Below are 17,026 nucleotides of genomic sequence, written 5' to 3'. Positions count from 1 at the left end.
CTGGCGAACCATTCAAGCAACCCCTTGACAGCAAGCCTCACAGATCTTGGTCGACTGCTGTCCTACCTGGAGCCTCGCCCCCATCGATCCCTGGGTCCGCCACACCCATGCCCAGCTGCAACGTCAGCCTGGAAAAGGCTCAATGCTCTTGAATCGACCACGCAGAGACGAGCAGCCACCGCCGTGACCCCAGACCCTGACAGTTCACGGTCTCCTGGCGGTGGCACCGATGGCGGCGGAATTTGAACCCGCGACCCATTGGCCTCCAGTCGTCAAAGGCCCCAGCGACGTGCTCAAGCACGTTCTCCCAGGTCGCTACAAGCATAAACCGGCCGAGTAAAGGAGTCTGTGCCCGCGCCCTTGGACGGCGTAGCCGGCCAGGAGTCGCCCTCGCGAAGCCTCGACGAGGTGCGGCGAGCGCTACGACCTCGCCGTGCAGTGGGCGCCACAGGCCGGCCAGTTCATCTCCCGCGGTCTCGACCCGCTCCCCGTCGGCGGGTTCACCGCCCAGATCCCCAACATCGGCCCACAGCGGCTCGGCGAGCTGGTCGCGGCCGGCGAGCTACGGTACGCCCTCGTCGACGGTCCGCAGCTGAAGGGCAAGCCGACGCGCGACTTCCCGGACTACGCCCGGTGGGCGCCGACCGCCTGCCGCCCCGTCACTGGATTCGTCACCCCGCTCTACACCCTCTACGACTGTGCACGGCAAACCGGATGACCGGCCGGGCGCGTGCTCCGTTCGGCGCGGCCCGCCGCCCTGCTCGGCTACCTAGGTACCGCGGCTCAGGCCGGTTGAGTCGCGCGACGGATCCGCGGCCGGGCATCCGCGGGGCTCAATGGTCCACATGGGACAGACGCGAGCGGTGTACATCACAGGATGCGGCGCGTACCTGCCGGGCGAGCCGGTGGACAACGCGGGGATCGCCGATCGGCTCGGTGGGACGGACCGGGCGACGGACCGGCGGCGGGAGCGGGTCCTCGCCGGCAACGGCATCCGGCGCCGGCACTACGCGGCCGGCGGCGGCAACGCCGAGCTCGCCGCCGAGGCCCTGGAGCGGGCGGTGAAGGACGGCGGGCTCACCGTCGACGAGATCGGCATGCTCGCGACCGGCACCACAATGGGCGACCAGCTGGTGCCCGGGTTCGCCGCGATGGTGCACGGCCGGGTCGGCGGCGGCCCGAAGGAACTGCTGTCTGCGGCGGGCGTGTGCGCGTCCGGCATGGCGGCACTCAAGGCGGCCGCGGCGGCGGTGGCGCTCGGCGAGCACGACGCGGCCGCGGCCGTCGGCTCGGAGCTCGTCAGCCGGGTGCTGACGGAGCCGCGCTTCGCCGCCGGCGGGCGCTCCACGCCCGACGCCGACTTCCTGCGCTGGACGCTGTCCGACGGCGCGGGCGCGGTCGTGCTGACCGACCGGCCCCGCGTCGACCGGCCGAGCCTGCGGGTCGAGTGGGTCAGGTCGGTGTCGTACGCCCACGAGCGGCCCGCCTGCATGCGCGCCGGCGAGGGCTGGCTCGACGCGCCCAGCGCCGCGGAGGCGGAGGTGGCGGGCCTGCTGCGGCTGCGCCAGGACGTGACCGCGCTGCCGGATCTGGTCCGCCTCGGCGTGACGCTGGTGCGCGAGCACGTCGACCTGGACACCGTCGACCACGTGCTGTGTCACTACAGCGCGAACACGTTCCGCGACCAGATCTTCGCCGCCCTCCCCGAGCTGTCCGAGAAGTCCTTCAGCAACCTCGAGACGTGCGGCAACACCGGCGCGGCGAGCATCTTCGTGATGCTGGAGGAGGCGTGGCGGACCGGCCGGTTCGCCCCCGGCGACCGGGTGCTGCTCGCGGTGCCGGAGTCGGGCCGGTTCACGATCGCGTTCGCGCTGCTCACCTGCGTATCGCCGACCCAGCTGCTGGACGACCTCGCCGGGGTCTGGAGCGAGCTGGAGGAGGGGCTGCGCGGCGTGCCGCTGGTGCGGCGGATCGAGGCCGGCACCGCGACCGTCGAGGACTACCGGGCGCTGCTGCTCGACCTGCGCCAGCAGGTGGTCGAGGGCGGCCGGTGGATCTCCCGCGCCGCGTCGAACTTCTCCGCGGAACGCTTCGAGCTGCGCAGCGCCGCGATCCGCCACGCCGCCGACGAGCACCGGGACTTCCTGCTGCTGGAGCGGGACTTCGCCGCCGTCGGGGGCGACCCGCGGGCGATCCGGGCCCGGGCGAAGAACCCCGGCTCGGAGGCGCTGTCCGCATTCATCCTGCAGCAGGCCTCCCAGCCGGACCCGGTGGACCTGCTGGGCGCGATGTTTGTCATCGAGGGGCTGGGCACGTTCAAGGCCCTGGGCTGGGCCGGCCGGCTGGCCGGCGCGCTCGGGCTCACCGACGGGCAGATGAGCTTCCTGCGGTACCACGGGGAGCACGACGCCGAGCACGTCGGCCAGCTGCACCGGCTGCTCGACCTCGTCGGGGCTGACCCGGAGGCCTGCGCCCGGATCGTGCGCACCGCCCGGATCGTCGCCCGCCTCTACCTGCTGCAGCTGCAGGAGATCCGGTGACCCCGACGATCTGGGACGAGCTCGCCACCCGGGAGCCGATAGACCCGGCGACGCTCGCGCTGGTCCTCGCCGACCAGCGCACCTGGTCGCGGCGCTGGCTCTACCCGGTGCTGCGGCCGGCCTGCAACCTGCTCGTCGCGCTCGCCGTCGTGGCCCGCCGGCTGGTGCCCGTCCGGCTCACCGCGCACGCGACGATGGACGCGCTGTGCGTGTGGTTCCTGCGCCGGTGCGTCAGCCCGGCCGCCGGGGCGCTGCTGGTGCGGCACTTCGTCGTCGAGACGAACCTGCTGGCCTGCATCGCCCGCAACGCCGGCGGCCCCGAGGTGTCGCTGCGCCCGCGGTCGCTCGCCGAACTGGGCGACCGGGCCGTGATCGTGCACGACGTCAACGTGTACGACGTGCTCGGCGCCCTCGGCCGGCAGGTCGTGCCGCCGCCCGGCGGGCTGGACACCACGATGCTCGCGGTCGGCCCGATCGACGCGGAGCCGGGCACCCGGCGGTGGCTGCGGCTGGACATCCAGTCGGCGCTGTGCCTGATGAACATCCCGTTCGCGCTGTGCCTGTCGGCGGAGGAGTACCGGCGGGCGGTGCAGTCGCTGCGCCTGGACGCGCACCTGCTGGCGGCGCTGGCCGACCTGACCGGCGACCCGGTGTACCGCACGTGGGCGCCGGCCGGGGTGGCGGTGCGGGTCGACTCGCGGCTCGAGGTCCCCCGGGCCGTCTACGAGCACGCGGTCATCTGCGAGTACGCCCACGAGCGCCTGCTGCGCACGACCCCGCCGCCGGCCACCGTCCGACGGATGGCCGACGCCGTGGGGGTCCCGCGCTAACGCCTGATGCCGAGGAGGGCGTCGACCGCGGCGGTCATCAGGGCCGGGGCCTCGCGGTCGGCACCCCCGAAGAGTGCGGGGCTATCGGCGCAGCTGCAGCACGTTCATCTGGGTCAGTTGGGCGTCTGCGAAGGCGTCCACGAGCGGCAACCGGTAGGAAGCAACAGTCTGCATGCGGCCGCGGGGCAGATGTTCCCGGCCGGGATCGCCGACGAGCACCTGGGCGCCGCGCGCCGCAACGCGTTCCAGGAAGGCCAGAACGCGCTGAGCCATGATCCCGGAGTAGAAGATGTCACCAGCCAGGACCGTTTCGGCATCACCGCCGTCCCCGTCGAGCAGGTCCGCGAGACATTCGGTAACAAGCACACCGTTGACTTTCGCATTGAGTCTGATCGCGGCGACAGCGTACGGGTCTACGTCATTTGCGGTCACAGCTGCCGCGCCGGCCTTTCCTGCCGCGATGGCGACCAACCCCGAACCGGCAGCCAGATCCAGGACCCGTCGGCCGGCCACTGCCGCCGGATGGTCCAGGACATATCGGGCGATCGCCTTGCCCCCGGCCCACGCGGAAGACCAGAACGGAGGCGGTCGCTTCACGCCAGCCTGCGCTTCCATCCTGGCCCACCACACGATGGCGTCCTCAGCCAGATACAGCCGCACCTCGGGCACAAAGGGCACCTCGACGAGGCGGAGACGGTCCAGGCCGGTGCCCGGCGTCGTCACCTCGTGGCGTAGCTCGGCCAACGCCTGCACAACCCGACTCATCATTGATCAAGCATGACGGAGGACCGGGGCGGATTCCGGTCTTCTGCCGGTCGTTGACCAGCCACGTCACCCAGCAGCCGCCTGTGGGTTTCTGTCGTCGGCAGCGGGGTACGTCTGCCTGCATCAACGTTGGGTGGGGTCTACCACTGTGCATCAGGAGGAACGCGTGGCAAGCGGTACCGTGAAATGGTTCAACTCGGAAAAGGGCTTCGGCTTCATCCAGCAGGACAGCGGGGGCCCTGACGTCTTCGTGCACTACTCGGCGATCGCGAGCGGTGGCTACCGTGAGCTCAACGAGGGTCAGAAGGTCGAGTTCGATGTGACACAGGGCCAGAAGGGCCCCCAAGCGGAGAACGTTCGAGCCGTCTGACCACTCGGGCAAGCGTCGGAGTCCGCCGAGCCGCACGGGCACTGTTGCATCGAGCCATCAATCGACGCCCGTCCAGGACGGCGCAGCGTGAAGATGCCGCCCGACGAGTGGTGTAAACGCAGAGATCTGACGCTTTCACGACACTTCCGCGGATCGGAGTAACCCCTGGCGGGTTGCGTACGCCCTCTTCAGCAGAAATCCGATTCGGGGCAGTGGTGGACATGATGATCCCATCTGGTGGCCTGTTCCAGCAGGCGGCCGCGTGCGCTGCGCTCCTGCCGTGCACCGTGATCCGTCGGCATTCTCACCAGGGACCACCATGAAGGACTACAGACCACCCGAAACCCGAAGCGAGGCCCTCGCGGTCATCGAAAAGCACATCGAGCGGGACGGCATATGTGCCGGCTGTCTGGCCTCGTGGGCGCAGTTGACCGCGTTCCCCTGCTTACACGCACAGTCGGCATCCCGCATCCTCGCCCAAACTCCCGGCGCAAGCGATCGAGCCGACCTGACCACCGGCCTCTGATCGCCTCTCCAAGACCATTGCGGATTGCGCCAAAGCCCTGCTCTGTCGGGCCAGGGACGACGGAGCCGTCAACGTTGCGCCCCTACGGCAACGTCCACCGCTGCGCGTCGGACTGGTTGCATGCCGCGACGCGCTGCGGGGTTCCACGGCCCGCGCCACCCCCCGGGCTCCCCAGACACAGCCCGGACGCAGGATTGACCAGGGATCCCGCAATGCCGAGCCGCCACTGCTGACCCGCATCACCGTCGCAGTCGCGTAGCCGCACCAGGCCTGTCGTCGCCAGCATGCATCTGCCCTGAACCCGCACGGTCCCGTCGCCGGCAACGGTCCACACCTGACCCTCGGTGCCGTCGCAGTCCCGCAGCCGGAGCTTGTCGTTGTTCTTGTTGTTGCCACCGCCGCCATCCAGACACAGCCCGGCGACACTGGTGATCCTGCCGGTTCGGCTCAACACGAGGGGAGGCTCCGTTGAGGGGTGCGGCGTCGGCAATCCGACGGAATCACCTGGCTCCGAGTCGTCCGATCTCGTTTCCGGCGACCGGTACGGGCTGGTGGACGGGGTGGGGAAAGGAGTCGTTGACGTTTCGGCCGCCGTGGGCGAATTCGGGCCGGCCGAAGGACTCGGCAGGCGGGCCGTCTCGAGCCGGCCGGCCTCCGGCGACCCGCCCGCCGCGGTGTCCAGACCACGCCCTCCGGGCCGGCCGCCGACGCTGACGGCCAGCACGATGGCGGCCAGCGCGAAAGCCAGCGCGCCGCAGCCCGCCGCGGTGAGGAGCACCCGTCGCCGGCCGCGGTCAACCGTCACGGCAGGCGGCACCGTGTCCACGATGGCCCGAGGATCAAGGGGGGAAGGCGGCGCCGGGTTGCCCTGCGGGGGCGGGCCGATCGGTTTCGGTGGACCATCGGGAGCCGCTTCGGGCGGGTTCTGCGCGCGCGTTTGCTCGTATCGACGGATGTACGGGCGGACAAGACTCTGTTCGCCGTAGTCCGGGCCGGCAGACGCTGCAACCGTGCTGTCGTCGTCGGGCATTGGCTGCTCCCCCACGCTGTCGCGTTGCGCAACCTAAGCGCTGTGTATTCGTCGACGTACCCCCAGTCACTGTAGCGAAGATGAATGTTGTCCAGCCCTCCACCGGTCGTGCATGGCCGGCATGGCTGATCCGGTAGCCCGGCGCAACGACATGTCGCCGCAATGTACGAGCCGCACAAGTTCCGGGCCGTCGCGACTCGGTACGACAAGTTGAAATCCCGTTACGAGGCAACGGTCACCGTCGCCTCGATCGTGATCTGGCTCCGCGCCAAACCCGATCGCAACACGTCAAGACACGTCAGATAGGCCCGAGCCGTTGTAGACCGCGACGGCGCGCACGGGAAATGAGGCCATCGCGCGTACCGGCGCAGGGATGGCGGTCAGGCGGGCCCCGGTATCGGGTACTGATTCGAGGTTGGTCAGGTGTTCGATGATCGGGATGTCGGCGCCGAGCAGCCGCTGGTGGGCGGGCCGTTTCGGGTCGGTCGGGTCGTCGATGTTGAGCGAGTCGATGCCGACGAGCGCGGCGTTGGCGTCAACGAGTTTGTCGACGGCGTCAGCGGCCAGGTGCGGGCAGTCCAGGTCGAGGTAGCGGGATGTGGCCCAGTGATGGGCCCAGCCGGTGTGCACCAGGACAGCGCGTCCCCACAGCCGGTCGGGGTCGCCGAGGTCGGCTGCGGTCACTGAGGTTCGGCCGAAGGCGCGCACAATCGTGATCGATACGTTGACCAGCCGTTCGAGTGGCAGGTGTGCGAGGTCGGCCCGGTCGGCGTGGTAGTGGTATGGCGCGTCGAGGTAGGTACCCGTATTGCCGAGCAGACCCAGCGACTCGATCTCGGCCGAGCGGGTGAGTACCCCGGCGGCGATCTTGTGCGACAGGTCCACGATCACGATTCCGAGTCTACGCAGAGTAGCGACGCCAGGGCTCCGGCAAGACAGCGGGATGTCGCGGGGACTCAGCTGTCGTGCTGCGCACGACCTGGAGGCGTCGGCATTGCTGTCCGCGGCCTCGTGGCCCGGAGGGTGGTGTGGTGGCCGGGCCAGGGCGTGGCCCGGCCACCACCGAACCTGTCGACGACCAACATGCCACGGCCGCAGGTGGGTTCCTCCGCGGTTACGACGTCGCGTAGACCCGCTCGACGAACTCGGCGAGCCGGTGATCGTCGAGGTTGCGGGCCAGGTCCGACTCGCTGATGATGCCGACCAGGCGGCGGTTCTCGATCACCGGCAACCGCTTGACCTGGTGGTTCTCCATCACACGCAGCACCTCGCTGACGTCGGCCGAGGCTTCGACCCAGAACAACCTCTCCTGGGCGAGATCACGCGCCGTCACCTCGCGCGGGTTGCCGCCTTCCGCGATGCACCTCACGGCGATGTCGCGGTCGGTGATCATGCCATGCAGTCGGTCGTCCGTGCCGCAGATCGGCAGCGAACCGACACCGAGGTCGCGCATCTTCTGCGCGGCGGTCGCGATGCTGTCGTTCTCGCCGACGCACTCGGTGCCCGGGTGCATGATGTCCCTCGCCCGCCGGGTCTGGCCCGGTCGACCCGACAATCTGCGCAGCTCCTCCATGTGGGCGTCCAAGGCAGCAAGCTTGCCGGCCGCCGCCTCATGCGTTGCCGTTCCGGAGTGCTCGGCGTAGTACGCCTCGCCAAGCTCCCGCAGCAGTTCGGTGCGCCGCCGCTGTGCCCGTATGAAGTCGATTCGCTCCCGGCCGCGCGCCACGCCACGCTTGGCGGACGCCCTTGCCCTGTCGAACGTCGTCATCACCCCTCCTCTGCCGATGTAGCCATAGTGGGAGCCAGCGGACCTCTCGCCTGCAACGCTACGTCGCCAGCGTCAAGCCTGACGTGCTGACCGCGGCCAGGGTGCGTCCAACCACTCGATTGGCCACTCCAAGATGACTTGGCTCACGGCTCGCTGGCTTCGACGGCGCGGCGGTCGAGGAACTCGTACACCTCGACCTTCTGGACACCCGGACCGAGCGGGAGCAGGCCGCTGTCTCGACCGGAGGGAGCTACCGTCGAGCGGTGGCCTTGGCTGTCTGCCTGCTCTTCGACGGTCGCACCGAACGTGCCCTGACGACGCTGTGGAACAGGCTCGAGGAGCAGGGCGTCGCGACACTTCGCTCGCACACCCACGGGATGCACCACGCCCATCTGTCGTACGTCGTCCTGCTGCGGTGGGATCTCGCCGCCGTCCGCGACACCGTGGCGAGGCTCCCGGACCGGGGCGGCTGCGAGGTCACCTTTGACGCGCTGGGCGCCTTCCGGCGGGGCCGGATCTGCCTCGTTCCCGCCGTGCCGGCGGAACTCATCGCGCGACAGCAGGGCGTGGTCGAGGCGGTCCGCGCCACAGGTGCGCTGGTGCACGCGCACTATGAGATCGACGCGTGGCTGCCACACTGCTCGGTCGCCCCACGCGCCCGGTCCGAGCAGTTGCCCATTGTCGCCACTACCGTTTACGGCTTCCTCCCTCTCACCGCCCGGATCACCCGCGCTGCGCTCATCGACAGCGCAACCGGGCAGCTGTGGCCGCTGCCGAACGTGCCCTGACCGCCCCAGACGGATCGTACGATTGCCTGGGCAGCCGGGTGCGTCAGCAGGTTACCGACACTGTGGGCGCGGCGGCCGGCCTCGACGCCGTCGTCCACGGCGCCCGAGCGGTGAGGGCGGCGATGAGCCGGCTGGCTGCGGCAATGAGGGCGCACGGGTCATGGTCACACTGCCCCGACACGCTGGTGCGGCGGGTAGTGGGTTGGAGGCTGTAATGGGTGAACGGCCGGCAGCGGGGCACCGGAGCGTGTCGCACACCGCGGACGTGCGGATCGAGTCGTGGGCGCCATCGCGGGAACACTGTGTGGTGGAGGCGGTCGCGGCAATGGTGGGCAACTTCGCCGAGGTATCCGGCGCTGTGCCGACCACGACCGTTCGTTTCCGGGCCGGGCCCGGCCCGGACGCCGACCTGCTGGTCGCGGTGCTCGACGAGGTGATCTATCTGATCGACACCACTGGCCGGCTTCCGGTCGCGGCGCAGGCGGAGGCCGGAGATGGCAGTCTGGACGTGCGGTTGTCGATGGTCGACGCCGGCCGGGCGGAGTTGGTGGGCGCGGTGCCGAAGGGGGTCTCGCTGCACGATTTGCGGTTCGGCCGCGAAGGAGTCGGTTGGTCGTGCTCGGTGACCATCGACGTGTGAGCCGCAACGAAGCGGATCGGCCCTCGGGTGTCCCTTCGGCCGGACCGCAGCAGGAGGCGCCGCGCCCGGCGATGTTGTCGCCCGCCGGCCGCCGTAGCAGGTCCCGGCGCGCACCGGCAAGCCGGTCGTCTCACCCCTTGACTACGCCGATCGGCACCAGCCGCGCGACCCGCGCGCACAGCCTGGCGCCCTGCGCGGCGTCCACGACGGCGTCGATGTCCTTGTACGCCTCCGGCGTCTCCTCGGCCAGGCCGCGCCACGACGCCCCCCGCACCTCGATGCCCTCGGCCTGCAGCCGCTCGCGCAGCTCCTTGCCGCGCACCGTCTTGGCGGCCTGGTGGCGGCTGAGCGCACGGCCGGCGCCGTGGCAGGTCGAGGCGAACGCCGGCGCACCCGGCCGGCCGGTGAGCACGTAGGACGCGGTGCCCATGGTGCCGGGGATGAGTACCGGCTGCCCGGCGCCGCTCAGGTCGGCTGGCAGGTCCGGATGGCCCGGCGGCAGTGCCCGGGTGGCGCCCTTCCGGTGCACGCACAGCCGCCGCGGCGCCCCGGCCACCTCGTGCGTTTCGATCTTGGCGAGGTTGTGCGAGATGTCGTACACGAGCGCCAGCTCCCGACCGGTGACCCTGCCGAACACACGCCGGACCGCCACGGCAAGCAACTGCCGGTTGGCGCGGGCGTAGTTGGCCGCCGCGGCCATCGCTGCGAGATACGCCTGAGCCTCCGGTGACGAGACCGGCGCGCACGCCAGCTGCCGATCCGGGACCGTGATACCGAATCTCAGCATGGCGCGTTCTATGACGCGCACGTGGTCGGTGCAGATCTGGTGTCCGAGCCCACGGGACCCGCAGTGGATCATCACGCACACCTGGCCTGCACGCAGCCCGAACGCCTCGGCCGTCGGCTCGTCGTAGACCCGGTCGACGACCTGGACCTCCAGGAAGTGGTTTCCCGACCCGAGGCTGCCCACTTGGCCCAGCCCGCGCTGTACCGCTCGTTCGCTGACCTGCCCGGGGTCGGCGTCGGCCACTGCGCCGCCGTCCTCGCAGCGTTCGAGGTCGCGCTGCGTCCCGTGGCCCTGCTGTACCGCGTACCGGGCGCCGCCGGTCAGCACCTCCTGCAGCTGCCGGGCATCGCGCAGCGCCCACACGGCCCTGCGGTCCATGCCGCGGGGAGTCGCCGCGTCGAGGCCGTCCATCAGCGCCCGCAGCGACGGATCGGCGAGTTCCTGGCGGTCGAGGTCGGCGGCGAGCAGCCGCACGCCGCAGGAGATGTCGAATCCGACGCCGCCAGGGGATACCACCCCGCCGGCGGCGACGTCAGTGGCGGCGACCCCGCCGATCGGGAACCCGTACCCCCAGTGCATGTCGGGCATGGCGTACGACGCGCCCACCACCCCGGGCAGTGTCGCGACGTTGGCCACCTGCTCCAAGGCCTTGTCCGCAGCGGGATCGGGCAGCAGCGCCCGCGAGGCGAACACCACGCCGGGCACCCGCATCTCGCCGTACGGGTCGATACGGAACCGGTAGTCGGACTCCTGCACCAGCCTCACGCTCACCCCCTGGCCCGCGTGTGCGACAGACTTCCGGGGGCTACCCGCTACCACTCCCAGCTACACGACACACGACGCAGTATCAGGCCGATGCCCGCGGTCTTGCCGAGTTGCTTCGGGCGCACGCGATGTCGTGGTGGCGTCCGGCCTGCTGGACCGCTGCCCGGGGGCTGCTTGCTCGTCGTCCGGTGTGGACGGTGCGGGTGGCATCGGTTGCAGGGGCTCAATACTGCTGACGGCGTCGGTGATGTCAGACGGCGTAGTGCTCGACCAGGCCGGCCAGGATGTCGCGGGTCCGGTGCAGAGAGCTGATCTGATCCTCGACCCGGCTCAGCTCCGAGCGCAACCGCTCGGCCAGCCAGGGCGTGCGGATAGCTTCCTCGGTGATGCACGGCAACACGTCGTGGATGGTGCTGCTGGACAGACCGGCGGCGAGCAGGGACTGGATAAGCGTGACGCGCTCGACTGCCGACTCAGGATAGTGCCGTTGCCCGCCGGAACTGCGCTCGCTTGCGAGTAGCCCCTGCTCCTCGTAGTAGCGCAGCGATCGCGCGCTCGCGCCGGTCGCCGTGGCCAGGTCGCCGATGCGCATCGGTGTCTCCCTCGTCACAAGACTTGCCCTTGACGTCAATGTCAGGTTTTAGCGTAACGGCATGACCGCGACGACTGCCCTTCTGGGTACCCTGCTCGAGCCGATGACGCTTGCTGGCCTGCCGCTGAACAGCCGTTTCGTGATGGCACCGATGACCCGATTCCGTTCGCCCGACGGTGTTCCGACGCCCGAGGTTGCCGCCTACTACCGGCGCCGAGCCGAAAACGGCATTGGTCTGATCATCAGCGAGGGGGTGCTCGTCGGGCATCCCAGCGCCGGCCACGAGACGACCGTGCCGCGGATGACCGCCGGTCCGGCGGAGAAAGGCTGGCAGCGGGTGACCGATGAGGTGCACGCCGCCGGCGGCCGGATCGCCGCGCAGCTCTGGCATCTCGGCAGCGCACGCGAGCCGGTAGACGGGATCCCGGCTTGGACCCCGTCGGGCGTGCCCGGCAACAGCCACGCGATGACCCTCGCCGACGTCGACGCCCTTCTCGCCGCATACGCCGACGCCGCTCGTGTGGCGGTCCGGGCCGGTTTCGACGCCGTGGAAATCCACGCCGCGCACGGCTATCTGCTCGACGAGTTTCTCTGGCCACACACCAACCGCCGCACCGACCGTTTCGGCGGGTCACCCGCCGCGCGCGCCGCATTCCCGGCGGAGGTGATCCGGGCGGTCCGCGCGGCGATCCCCGCCGAGATGCCGGTCATCGTGCGGTTCTCCCAGTTCAAGGAGCGAGACTACGCCGCCCGGATCGCAGAGTCACCTACCGAGCTGGCGGTGCTCCTCAACGCCTTCACCACGGCCGGCGCCGACGTGCTGCACGCTTCCCAGCGCAACTTCGCCACCCCGGCGTTCTCCGGCTCGCCGCGCAATCTGGCCGGCTGGGCCAAGCACCTCACCGGCCTGCCAGCCATCACCGTCGGCTCGATCGGCCTGACCCGTGACTTCCTCGGCTCCAGTGCGCTACGCGACCTGCTCCACCGGCTCGACGCGGGCGAATTCGACCTCGTCGCTCTCGGACGCATCCTGCTCGGCAACCCGGCGTGGGTAACCCTTGCCGCAGCCGGCCGACTCGACGAGATCCACAACTACCGCAAGGCCGACGAGGACATGTACTTCTAGCGATCTTTGGTCGGCAAAAACGATCACGCTGACCGGCACGAGGCTGTACATCCTCGCCGTCATCGAGCACGCCAGCCGCCGGATCCGGATCCTCGGTGCCACCGAACATCCCACCGCGGCATGGGTGACCCGGACCGCCCGTGCCCGCGGGAGGTAGCCCCTCGCCTGCCCTCAGCCGGTGGGGTCGAGCAGCTTCGCCTTCTGCCGCTCGAACTCCGCCTCGGTCAGCGCGCCGGCCAGCCGCAGTTCGTTGAGCTTGCCGAGCCGCTCCAGCGGGTCGAACCCGGGCGTGGCCTCCGTGCGCAGCCGCTCGTACAGCTCGCGCAGATGTGCAGGGGTGTGGTCTGTGACCGCGAGGATCAGCACGAACGAGTCGGGCAATCCGGGGTCGTAGCCGGCCGCGAACCGCTCGCCGGCGCGAGGGATGTTCAGCCGGGACACGAGTGCGTTCTTCTCGCCCTCCACCGGGGCGCCACCGTCGGTCGGGGTCAGCCGGACCCGCAAGCCGACGACCGGGTTGTCGTTGACGGTCGTGCCGGTCTCCCGCACCGCCAACACCTCGGCGACGGCGGCCCGCCCGGTCGTCTGCAGGGTGTCGGGCGTGACGGTCGGCAGGCTGTCGCGGATCGCGGCCCGCATGCCGGCCATGGCCTTACGGGTCGCGCGGCCGACCAGCACCACGGTGAGGCCGCCGAGCACCATCGCCGCGCCGATGACATAGCCGACCCACTCGCCGTTCGGGTCGGCGACCGCGCCGACCACCGCGCCGATGCCGAGGCCGGCGAACAGCGTCGCGATGAGGAGCAGGGTGTCGCCGACCATCGCGGCGATGACCGCGAGAAGCAGCGCGACGACGAAGACCCAGATGCCCGAGCCGCAGCCGTCGCCGGTACACGAGCCGATGAGCATCAGACGGTACATGCCGTAGCCGGCCACCACTGATGCGCCAATGCCGATGGTGGTCGCGATGATCCGGGACGTGGACACGGGCGCACAGTACGCCATACGTGCGACCGGATGCCGCTGTCCAAGACACCGACGATCACGTCGGAGCTGCCGGTCGTGATCGTGTAGGCCTGCGGTACATCGATCTGGCACCGCGCGCACCACGACCCGCCCCAGGCCTCGCCGAGCGGGGTGGCTTCCTGCTGGGCGACGACGCAATTGGGTTTAAGGTCCGGATTGCGGGTGATAGTCCCATGCGGGTTCGGGACTCGTCTGGCTGGAGGACCTGGCAATGACGGTGAGGCTCCGCAGGCTCAACGGCGGTGAAACGGCCGTCACCGACGAGCGGATCGATGCACTTCGGACGGCCTTCCACGGTCCGCTCATCACACCGGATGATCCCGGCTACGACGAGAGTCGCGTCGTGCACAATGGCATGTTCGACCGGCACCCTGGACTCATTGCCCGGTGTTCGGGAGCAGCGGACGTGATCGACGCGGTGGACCTCGCTCGCGAACGCGATCTGCTGGTCGCTGTGAGGGGTGGTGGCCACGGAATCGCGGGCCACAGCACCTGCGACGAAGCCATGATGATCGACCTCTCGGCGATGCGGGGGGTATGGGTGAACCCCGCCGAGCGGCTCGTTCGCGTCCAGGGAGGCGCGACCTGGGGAGATGTCGACCGAGAGAGTCAGATTTTCGGCTTGGCCGTGCCGGGCGGCGTCGTGTCGACGACGGGCGTCGCCGGTCTGACGCTCGGCGGCGGACTCGGGTGGCTCCACCGCAAGTACGGCCTCACCTGCGACAACCTGGCCGCCGTCGAGATCGTCACGGCCGATGGGACGCTCCTTCGAGCCAGCGAGACCGAGCACGAGGAACTCTTCTGGGCGCTGCGCGGCGGCGGTGGCAACTTCGGCGTCGTCACCGCCTTCGAGTTCCATGCCCACCCGATCGGACCCATCGTCATGTACGGGGCCGCGATGTACGCCGCGTCCGACGCGGAGGAGATCCTTCCAGCCTGGCGGGACTGGACGGCCGGTCTGCCGGACGAGGTCACCAGCCGTGCCATGTTCTGGTCGATGCCTGCCACGCCACTGCTACCGCAAGAGGTGCAGAACCGGGACGTATTCATCACTGCCGCCGTGTACGCGGGTCCGCCTGAGGACGCCACAACGATCCTCAGACCGATCAGCGAATTTGGTACTCCGCTCGCCGACCTGAGCGGACCTATGCCGTTCCGGGACGTACAGCGACTCTTGGACTGGATGTTTCCAAAGGGGCAGTTGCTCAGCTACTGGAAGTCGGTAACCGTACGCGAGCTCGGCGACGACGTGCTCGAGACGCTGCTCCGCAGAGGACTTGAGCGACCGCACCCCAGCACACTGGTCCACGTGCCGCAGCTGGGGGGCGCCGTGCAGCGTGCGGGGATGCATGACACCGCCTTCGGCGATCGGAGTGCGGAATACCTCGTGAGCATTGACGGCAACTGGACCGATGCCGCCGACACCGAGGCCAACACAAGGTGGGTGCGGGATGCTTTCAACGAGGTGAACGCCCTGCCCTCCGCGAGTGGCACCTACCTCAACTTCAGCAGCGACCTGGACCTGGACAGCGCGGGCAGACAGGCAGCGTTCGGCGAGAATCTCGACCGGCTTGCCCGGATCAAGCAGGACTTCGACCCCGACAACCGTTTCCGGCTCAACAACAACATCCGCCCGACCGACTACAGATCCTGACGAGCCCGGCCACCTGGCCGCGAAGAAACGCTCGGCAAATGCCAGCAGTCCGGCGAGCGTCGCCCCCGTCCCTTCAGGCATGCGGACGTGGCAGGAGGCGCCCCGCAAGACGGACGTGTGGAGCTCGAGCACACTACGCGCAACCCGTGTCATCGCCGCGCCGTCCGCGCGCCTGCGCGATGTCCCACCTGGACGAACTCAACGAGATGGGAGCAAATCCGGACCCGCCATCGCCGCCGCCTGAGGAGAATCGAGGGCATGACGAACGAGCTGGTGGTTTTCATCGAGGCACGGCTGGCCGAGGACGAGTCAATCGCCAGCATGATCTCGGCTGGCGGCTATGCACCGCAGGTGTGGATCGTCAAACCGGACCAGCCCGGCGGCTGGCGAGAGATCCGATCGTCCGACCGTACCATCATCCAGGACCCTTGGCAGGCGCACGACGAGGGCGGTGAGCCGGTCGCGGTCGTGCCGGGCAGTCGCAACCAGCACACCCATATCGCCCGTCACGATCCCGCCCGGGTGCTCCGCGAGGTGGAGGCCAAGCGGCGGCGGCTCGAGCGACACAAGCCGGGCTATCCCAGCGGTCAACTCGAGTACGGCAAGCACTACGAGGTGTACAGGCGCGAGGACGGCAAGGCGATCGAGGTACTGGTTCAGGACGACGAGCCGCGCGAGCCGAACTGGTGCCGAACCTGTAATGAGCCCACGCCATGCCGAGAGCTTCGCAATGACGCAACGGTGTGGTCCGACCATCCCGACTACCCCGAATGGGCGATATGAGCCAGGGCCGGATCGTCGCTCACCGCCTGTCTCGACCGCGCGACCACGGCCTTCTGCTGGACCAATCCATGCCCACCCGCTTGCGCCGGGTAGGGACGCCCGGCGGTTCAGTGGATCGGGTTCCAGCCGTCGGTGCTGGCCAGGTAGGCGGTCGGGGTGAACTGCGTGGCGGTCGAGGCGCTCATCTGCGGGCGGTTGCCGTTGACCGCCGCGCCGGCGCCGGCGCCGGCGCTGCCGTACTCCGCGAACCGGGCGTCGCGCCACGAGAAACCTGACATGTCGGTCCTGGGCCTGACCCGTTTTGACGGACATCCGAGATCTGTGGGCTGTGTGCCCGGGAGAGGATGTTCATCGTGGAAGGCATGGGTAAGCAGCGGCGGCCTCGCCGGGCGTTCACGGCGGAGTTCAAGGCGGAGATCGTCGAGGTCTGCCGTCGGGGTGATCGTTCGATGCGGCAGGTCGCGAAGGATTTCGACCTGACCGAGACCGCGGTCCGGGACTGGGTCAGACAGGCCGACCTCGACGCCGGGGCCCGCACGGACGGGCTGACCAGCACCGAACGCGACGAACTCGCCCGGTTGCGGCGGGAGAACCGGCGGCTGGCGGAGGATGTGGAGATCCTCAAGCGAGCCACCGAATGCCGTCGACGGCGGCGTCGTGGTGGTGGTGGTGGTGCTCGACCGGATGAACGTGGTCCTGCGGGTCGACCCGGTGGAGCGGCTCGCCGTGGTCCAGCCGGGCGTTGTGAACGACTTCCGGGCCGCCGTGCGCGAGTAGGGACTGTGGTATCCGCCCGACCCCGCCAGCTCCGCCTGGTCCGCGATCGGGTCCCCGGTCAGATCGCTTGGGCGAGCTCCTCAACGTCCCGATAGGACAGGTTGAACCGCAGGTGCCAGCGCACCGCGACGACGATCACCTCGGCCGGGAACCGGAAGCCAGCGAACGCCGACTTCGGCGACAGTCACCGGCGCGGACGGATCGATGACTTCACCGCTCACTGGTGCACCATCCCTGTATCCGAGTCGCCCGTTTGATC

The 17,026-nt window shown here is 69.6% G+C and carries 16 protein-coding genes and 4 pseudogenes; 11 read left to right on the top strand and 9 right to left on the bottom strand.

Annotation, left to right across the window (positions count from 1 at the left end; genetic code table 11):
- Positions 1 to 421: 421 nt before the first annotated feature.
- The 3 genes and pseudogenes from ACFPIJ_RS47345 to ACFPIJ_RS47335 form a co-directional block, all read left to right on the top strand.
- Positions 422 to 718: pseudogene (locus ACFPIJ_RS47345) on the top strand (mannosyltransferase YkcB-related protein); the annotation flags it as partial.
- Positions 719 to 845: 127 nt separating this feature from the next.
- Positions 846 to 2,540 carry a 3-oxoacyl-[acyl-carrier-protein] synthase III C-terminal domain-containing protein gene (locus tag ACFPIJ_RS47340; protein ID WP_380126070.1) on the top strand — a complete coding sequence of 565 codons (1,695 nt, stop codon included), beginning with the start codon at positions 846 to 848 and terminating at the stop codon, positions 2,538 to 2,540.
- Positions 2,537 to 3,370 carry a DUF6999 family protein gene (locus ACFPIJ_RS47335; RefSeq protein WP_380126069.1) on the top strand — a complete coding sequence of 278 codons (834 nt, stop codon included), beginning with the start codon at positions 2,537 to 2,539 and terminating at the stop codon, positions 3,368 to 3,370. The genes ACFPIJ_RS47340 and ACFPIJ_RS47335 overlap by 4 nt, the downstream gene beginning before the upstream one ends.
- 81 nt (positions 3,371 to 3,451) lie before the next feature.
- On the opposite strand, the gene ACFPIJ_RS47330 is transcribed toward ACFPIJ_RS47335, so the two are convergent.
- Positions 3,452 to 4,135, bottom strand: coding sequence for a class I SAM-dependent methyltransferase (locus tag ACFPIJ_RS47330; RefSeq protein WP_380126072.1), 684 nt, complete (start codon positions 4,133 to 4,135; stop codon positions 3,452 to 3,454).
- Positions 4,136 to 4,301: 166 nt separating this feature from the next.
- Between ACFPIJ_RS47330 and ACFPIJ_RS47325 the strand changes: the two genes are divergently transcribed.
- On the top strand, positions 4,302 to 4,505 hold the full coding sequence (locus tag ACFPIJ_RS47325) for a cold-shock protein (protein WP_380126068.1): 204 nt from the start codon (positions 4,302 to 4,304) through the stop codon (positions 4,503 to 4,505).
- Between the two features lie 608 nt (positions 4,506 to 5,113).
- Here the strand turns inward: ACFPIJ_RS47325 and ACFPIJ_RS47320 are convergent.
- The 3 genes from ACFPIJ_RS47320 to ACFPIJ_RS47310 all read right to left on the bottom strand — a co-directional run bounded on the left by ACFPIJ_RS47320 (position 5,114) and on the right by ACFPIJ_RS47310 (position 7,829).
- Positions 5,114 to 6,061, bottom strand: coding sequence for a ricin-type beta-trefoil lectin domain protein (locus ACFPIJ_RS47320; protein ID WP_380126067.1), 948 nt, complete (start codon positions 6,059 to 6,061; stop codon positions 5,114 to 5,116).
- A gap of 288 nt (positions 6,062 to 6,349) precedes the next feature.
- Positions 6,350 to 6,952, bottom strand: coding sequence for a cyclase family protein (locus ACFPIJ_RS47315; RefSeq protein ID WP_380126066.1), 603 nt, complete (start codon positions 6,950 to 6,952; stop codon positions 6,350 to 6,352).
- Positions 6,953 to 7,175: 223 nt separating this feature from the next.
- Positions 7,176 to 7,829 carry a CBS domain-containing protein gene (locus ACFPIJ_RS47310; protein ID WP_380126065.1) on the bottom strand — a complete coding sequence of 218 codons (654 nt, stop codon included), beginning with the start codon at positions 7,827 to 7,829 and terminating at the stop codon, positions 7,176 to 7,178.
- Positions 7,830 to 8,092: 263 nt separating this feature from the next.
- On the opposite strand from ACFPIJ_RS47310, the gene ACFPIJ_RS47305 reads away from it, so the two are divergent.
- Positions 8,093 to 8,617 (top strand): 2'-5' RNA ligase family protein, encoded by a 525-nt coding sequence (locus ACFPIJ_RS47305; protein ID WP_380126064.1) that lies wholly within the window; start codon positions 8,093 to 8,095, stop codon positions 8,615 to 8,617.
- A 160-nt stretch (positions 8,618 to 8,777) separates the two neighbouring features.
- Positions 8,778 to 9,257: an archease gene (locus ACFPIJ_RS47300; protein ID WP_380126063.1), complete on the top strand. Its 480-nt coding sequence runs from the start codon at positions 8,778 to 8,780 to the stop codon at positions 9,255 to 9,257.
- 130 nt (positions 9,258 to 9,387) lie between these two features.
- On the opposite strand, the gene ACFPIJ_RS47295 is transcribed toward ACFPIJ_RS47300, so the two are convergent.
- Complete coding sequence (locus ACFPIJ_RS47295; protein WP_380126062.1) at positions 9,388 to 10,809, bottom strand: RtcB family protein; 1,422 nt, start codon at positions 10,807 to 10,809, stop codon at positions 9,388 to 9,390.
- A 250-nt stretch (positions 10,810 to 11,059) separates the two neighbouring features.
- Entirely contained in the window at positions 11,060 to 11,401 is a 342-nt protein-coding gene (locus tag ACFPIJ_RS47290) for a MerR family transcriptional regulator (RefSeq protein ID WP_380126061.1), read from the bottom strand.
- A gap of 61 nt (positions 11,402 to 11,462) precedes the next feature.
- Between ACFPIJ_RS47290 and ACFPIJ_RS47285 the strand changes: the two genes are divergently transcribed.
- Positions 11,463 to 12,527: an oxidoreductase gene (locus ACFPIJ_RS47285; protein WP_380126060.1), complete on the top strand. Its 1,065-nt coding sequence runs from the start codon at positions 11,463 to 11,465 to the stop codon at positions 12,525 to 12,527.
- Between the two features lie 171 nt (positions 12,528 to 12,698).
- Here the strand turns inward: ACFPIJ_RS47285 and ACFPIJ_RS47280 are convergent, their stop codons facing one another.
- Positions 12,699 to 13,514, bottom strand: coding sequence for an SHOCT domain-containing protein (locus ACFPIJ_RS47280; RefSeq protein WP_380126059.1), 816 nt, complete (start codon positions 13,512 to 13,514; stop codon positions 12,699 to 12,701).
- Positions 13,515 to 13,764: 250 nt separating this feature from the next.
- On the opposite strand from ACFPIJ_RS47280, the gene ACFPIJ_RS47275 reads away from it, so the two are divergent.
- Entirely contained in the window at positions 13,765 to 15,207 is a 1,443-nt protein-coding gene (locus ACFPIJ_RS47275; protein WP_380126058.1) for an FAD-binding oxidoreductase, read from the top strand.
- 258 nt (positions 15,208 to 15,465) lie between these two features.
- Complete coding sequence (locus ACFPIJ_RS47270) at positions 15,466 to 15,990, top strand: DUF6221 family protein (RefSeq protein WP_380126057.1); 525 nt, start codon at positions 15,466 to 15,468, stop codon at positions 15,988 to 15,990.
- Positions 15,991 to 16,097: 107 nt separating this feature from the next.
- On the opposite strand, the gene ACFPIJ_RS47265 is transcribed toward ACFPIJ_RS47270, so the two are convergent.
- Positions 16,098 to 16,268: a hypothetical protein gene (locus tag ACFPIJ_RS47265; protein ID WP_380126056.1), complete on the bottom strand. Its 171-nt coding sequence runs from the start codon at positions 16,266 to 16,268 to the stop codon at positions 16,098 to 16,100.
- Positions 16,269 to 16,334: 66 nt separating this feature from the next.
- On the opposite strand from ACFPIJ_RS47265, the pseudogene ACFPIJ_RS47260 reads away from it, so the two are divergent.
- Together ACFPIJ_RS47260 and ACFPIJ_RS47255 are read left to right on the top strand one after the other, a co-directional pair.
- A pseudogene (locus tag ACFPIJ_RS47260) lies at positions 16,335 to 16,580 on the top strand (transposase); the annotation flags it as partial.
- A 46-nt stretch (positions 16,581 to 16,626) separates the two neighbouring features.
- Positions 16,627 to 16,827: pseudogene (locus tag ACFPIJ_RS47255) on the top strand (FAD-binding protein); the annotation flags it as partial.
- Between the two features lie 13 nt (positions 16,828 to 16,840).
- Here ACFPIJ_RS47255 and ACFPIJ_RS47250 read toward each other — a convergent pair.
- A pseudogene (locus ACFPIJ_RS47250) lies at positions 16,841 to 16,951 on the bottom strand (IS6 family transposase); the annotation flags it as partial.
- Between the last annotated feature and the right edge of the window lie 75 nt (positions 16,952 to 17,026).

The sequence above is a fragment of the Dactylosporangium cerinum genome, from assembly GCF_042653625.1.
Lineage (GTDB): Bacteria > Actinomycetota > Actinomycetes > Mycobacteriales > Micromonosporaceae > Dactylosporangium > Dactylosporangium cerinum.
This window is presented reverse-complemented; position numbering and strand designations above follow the sequence as displayed.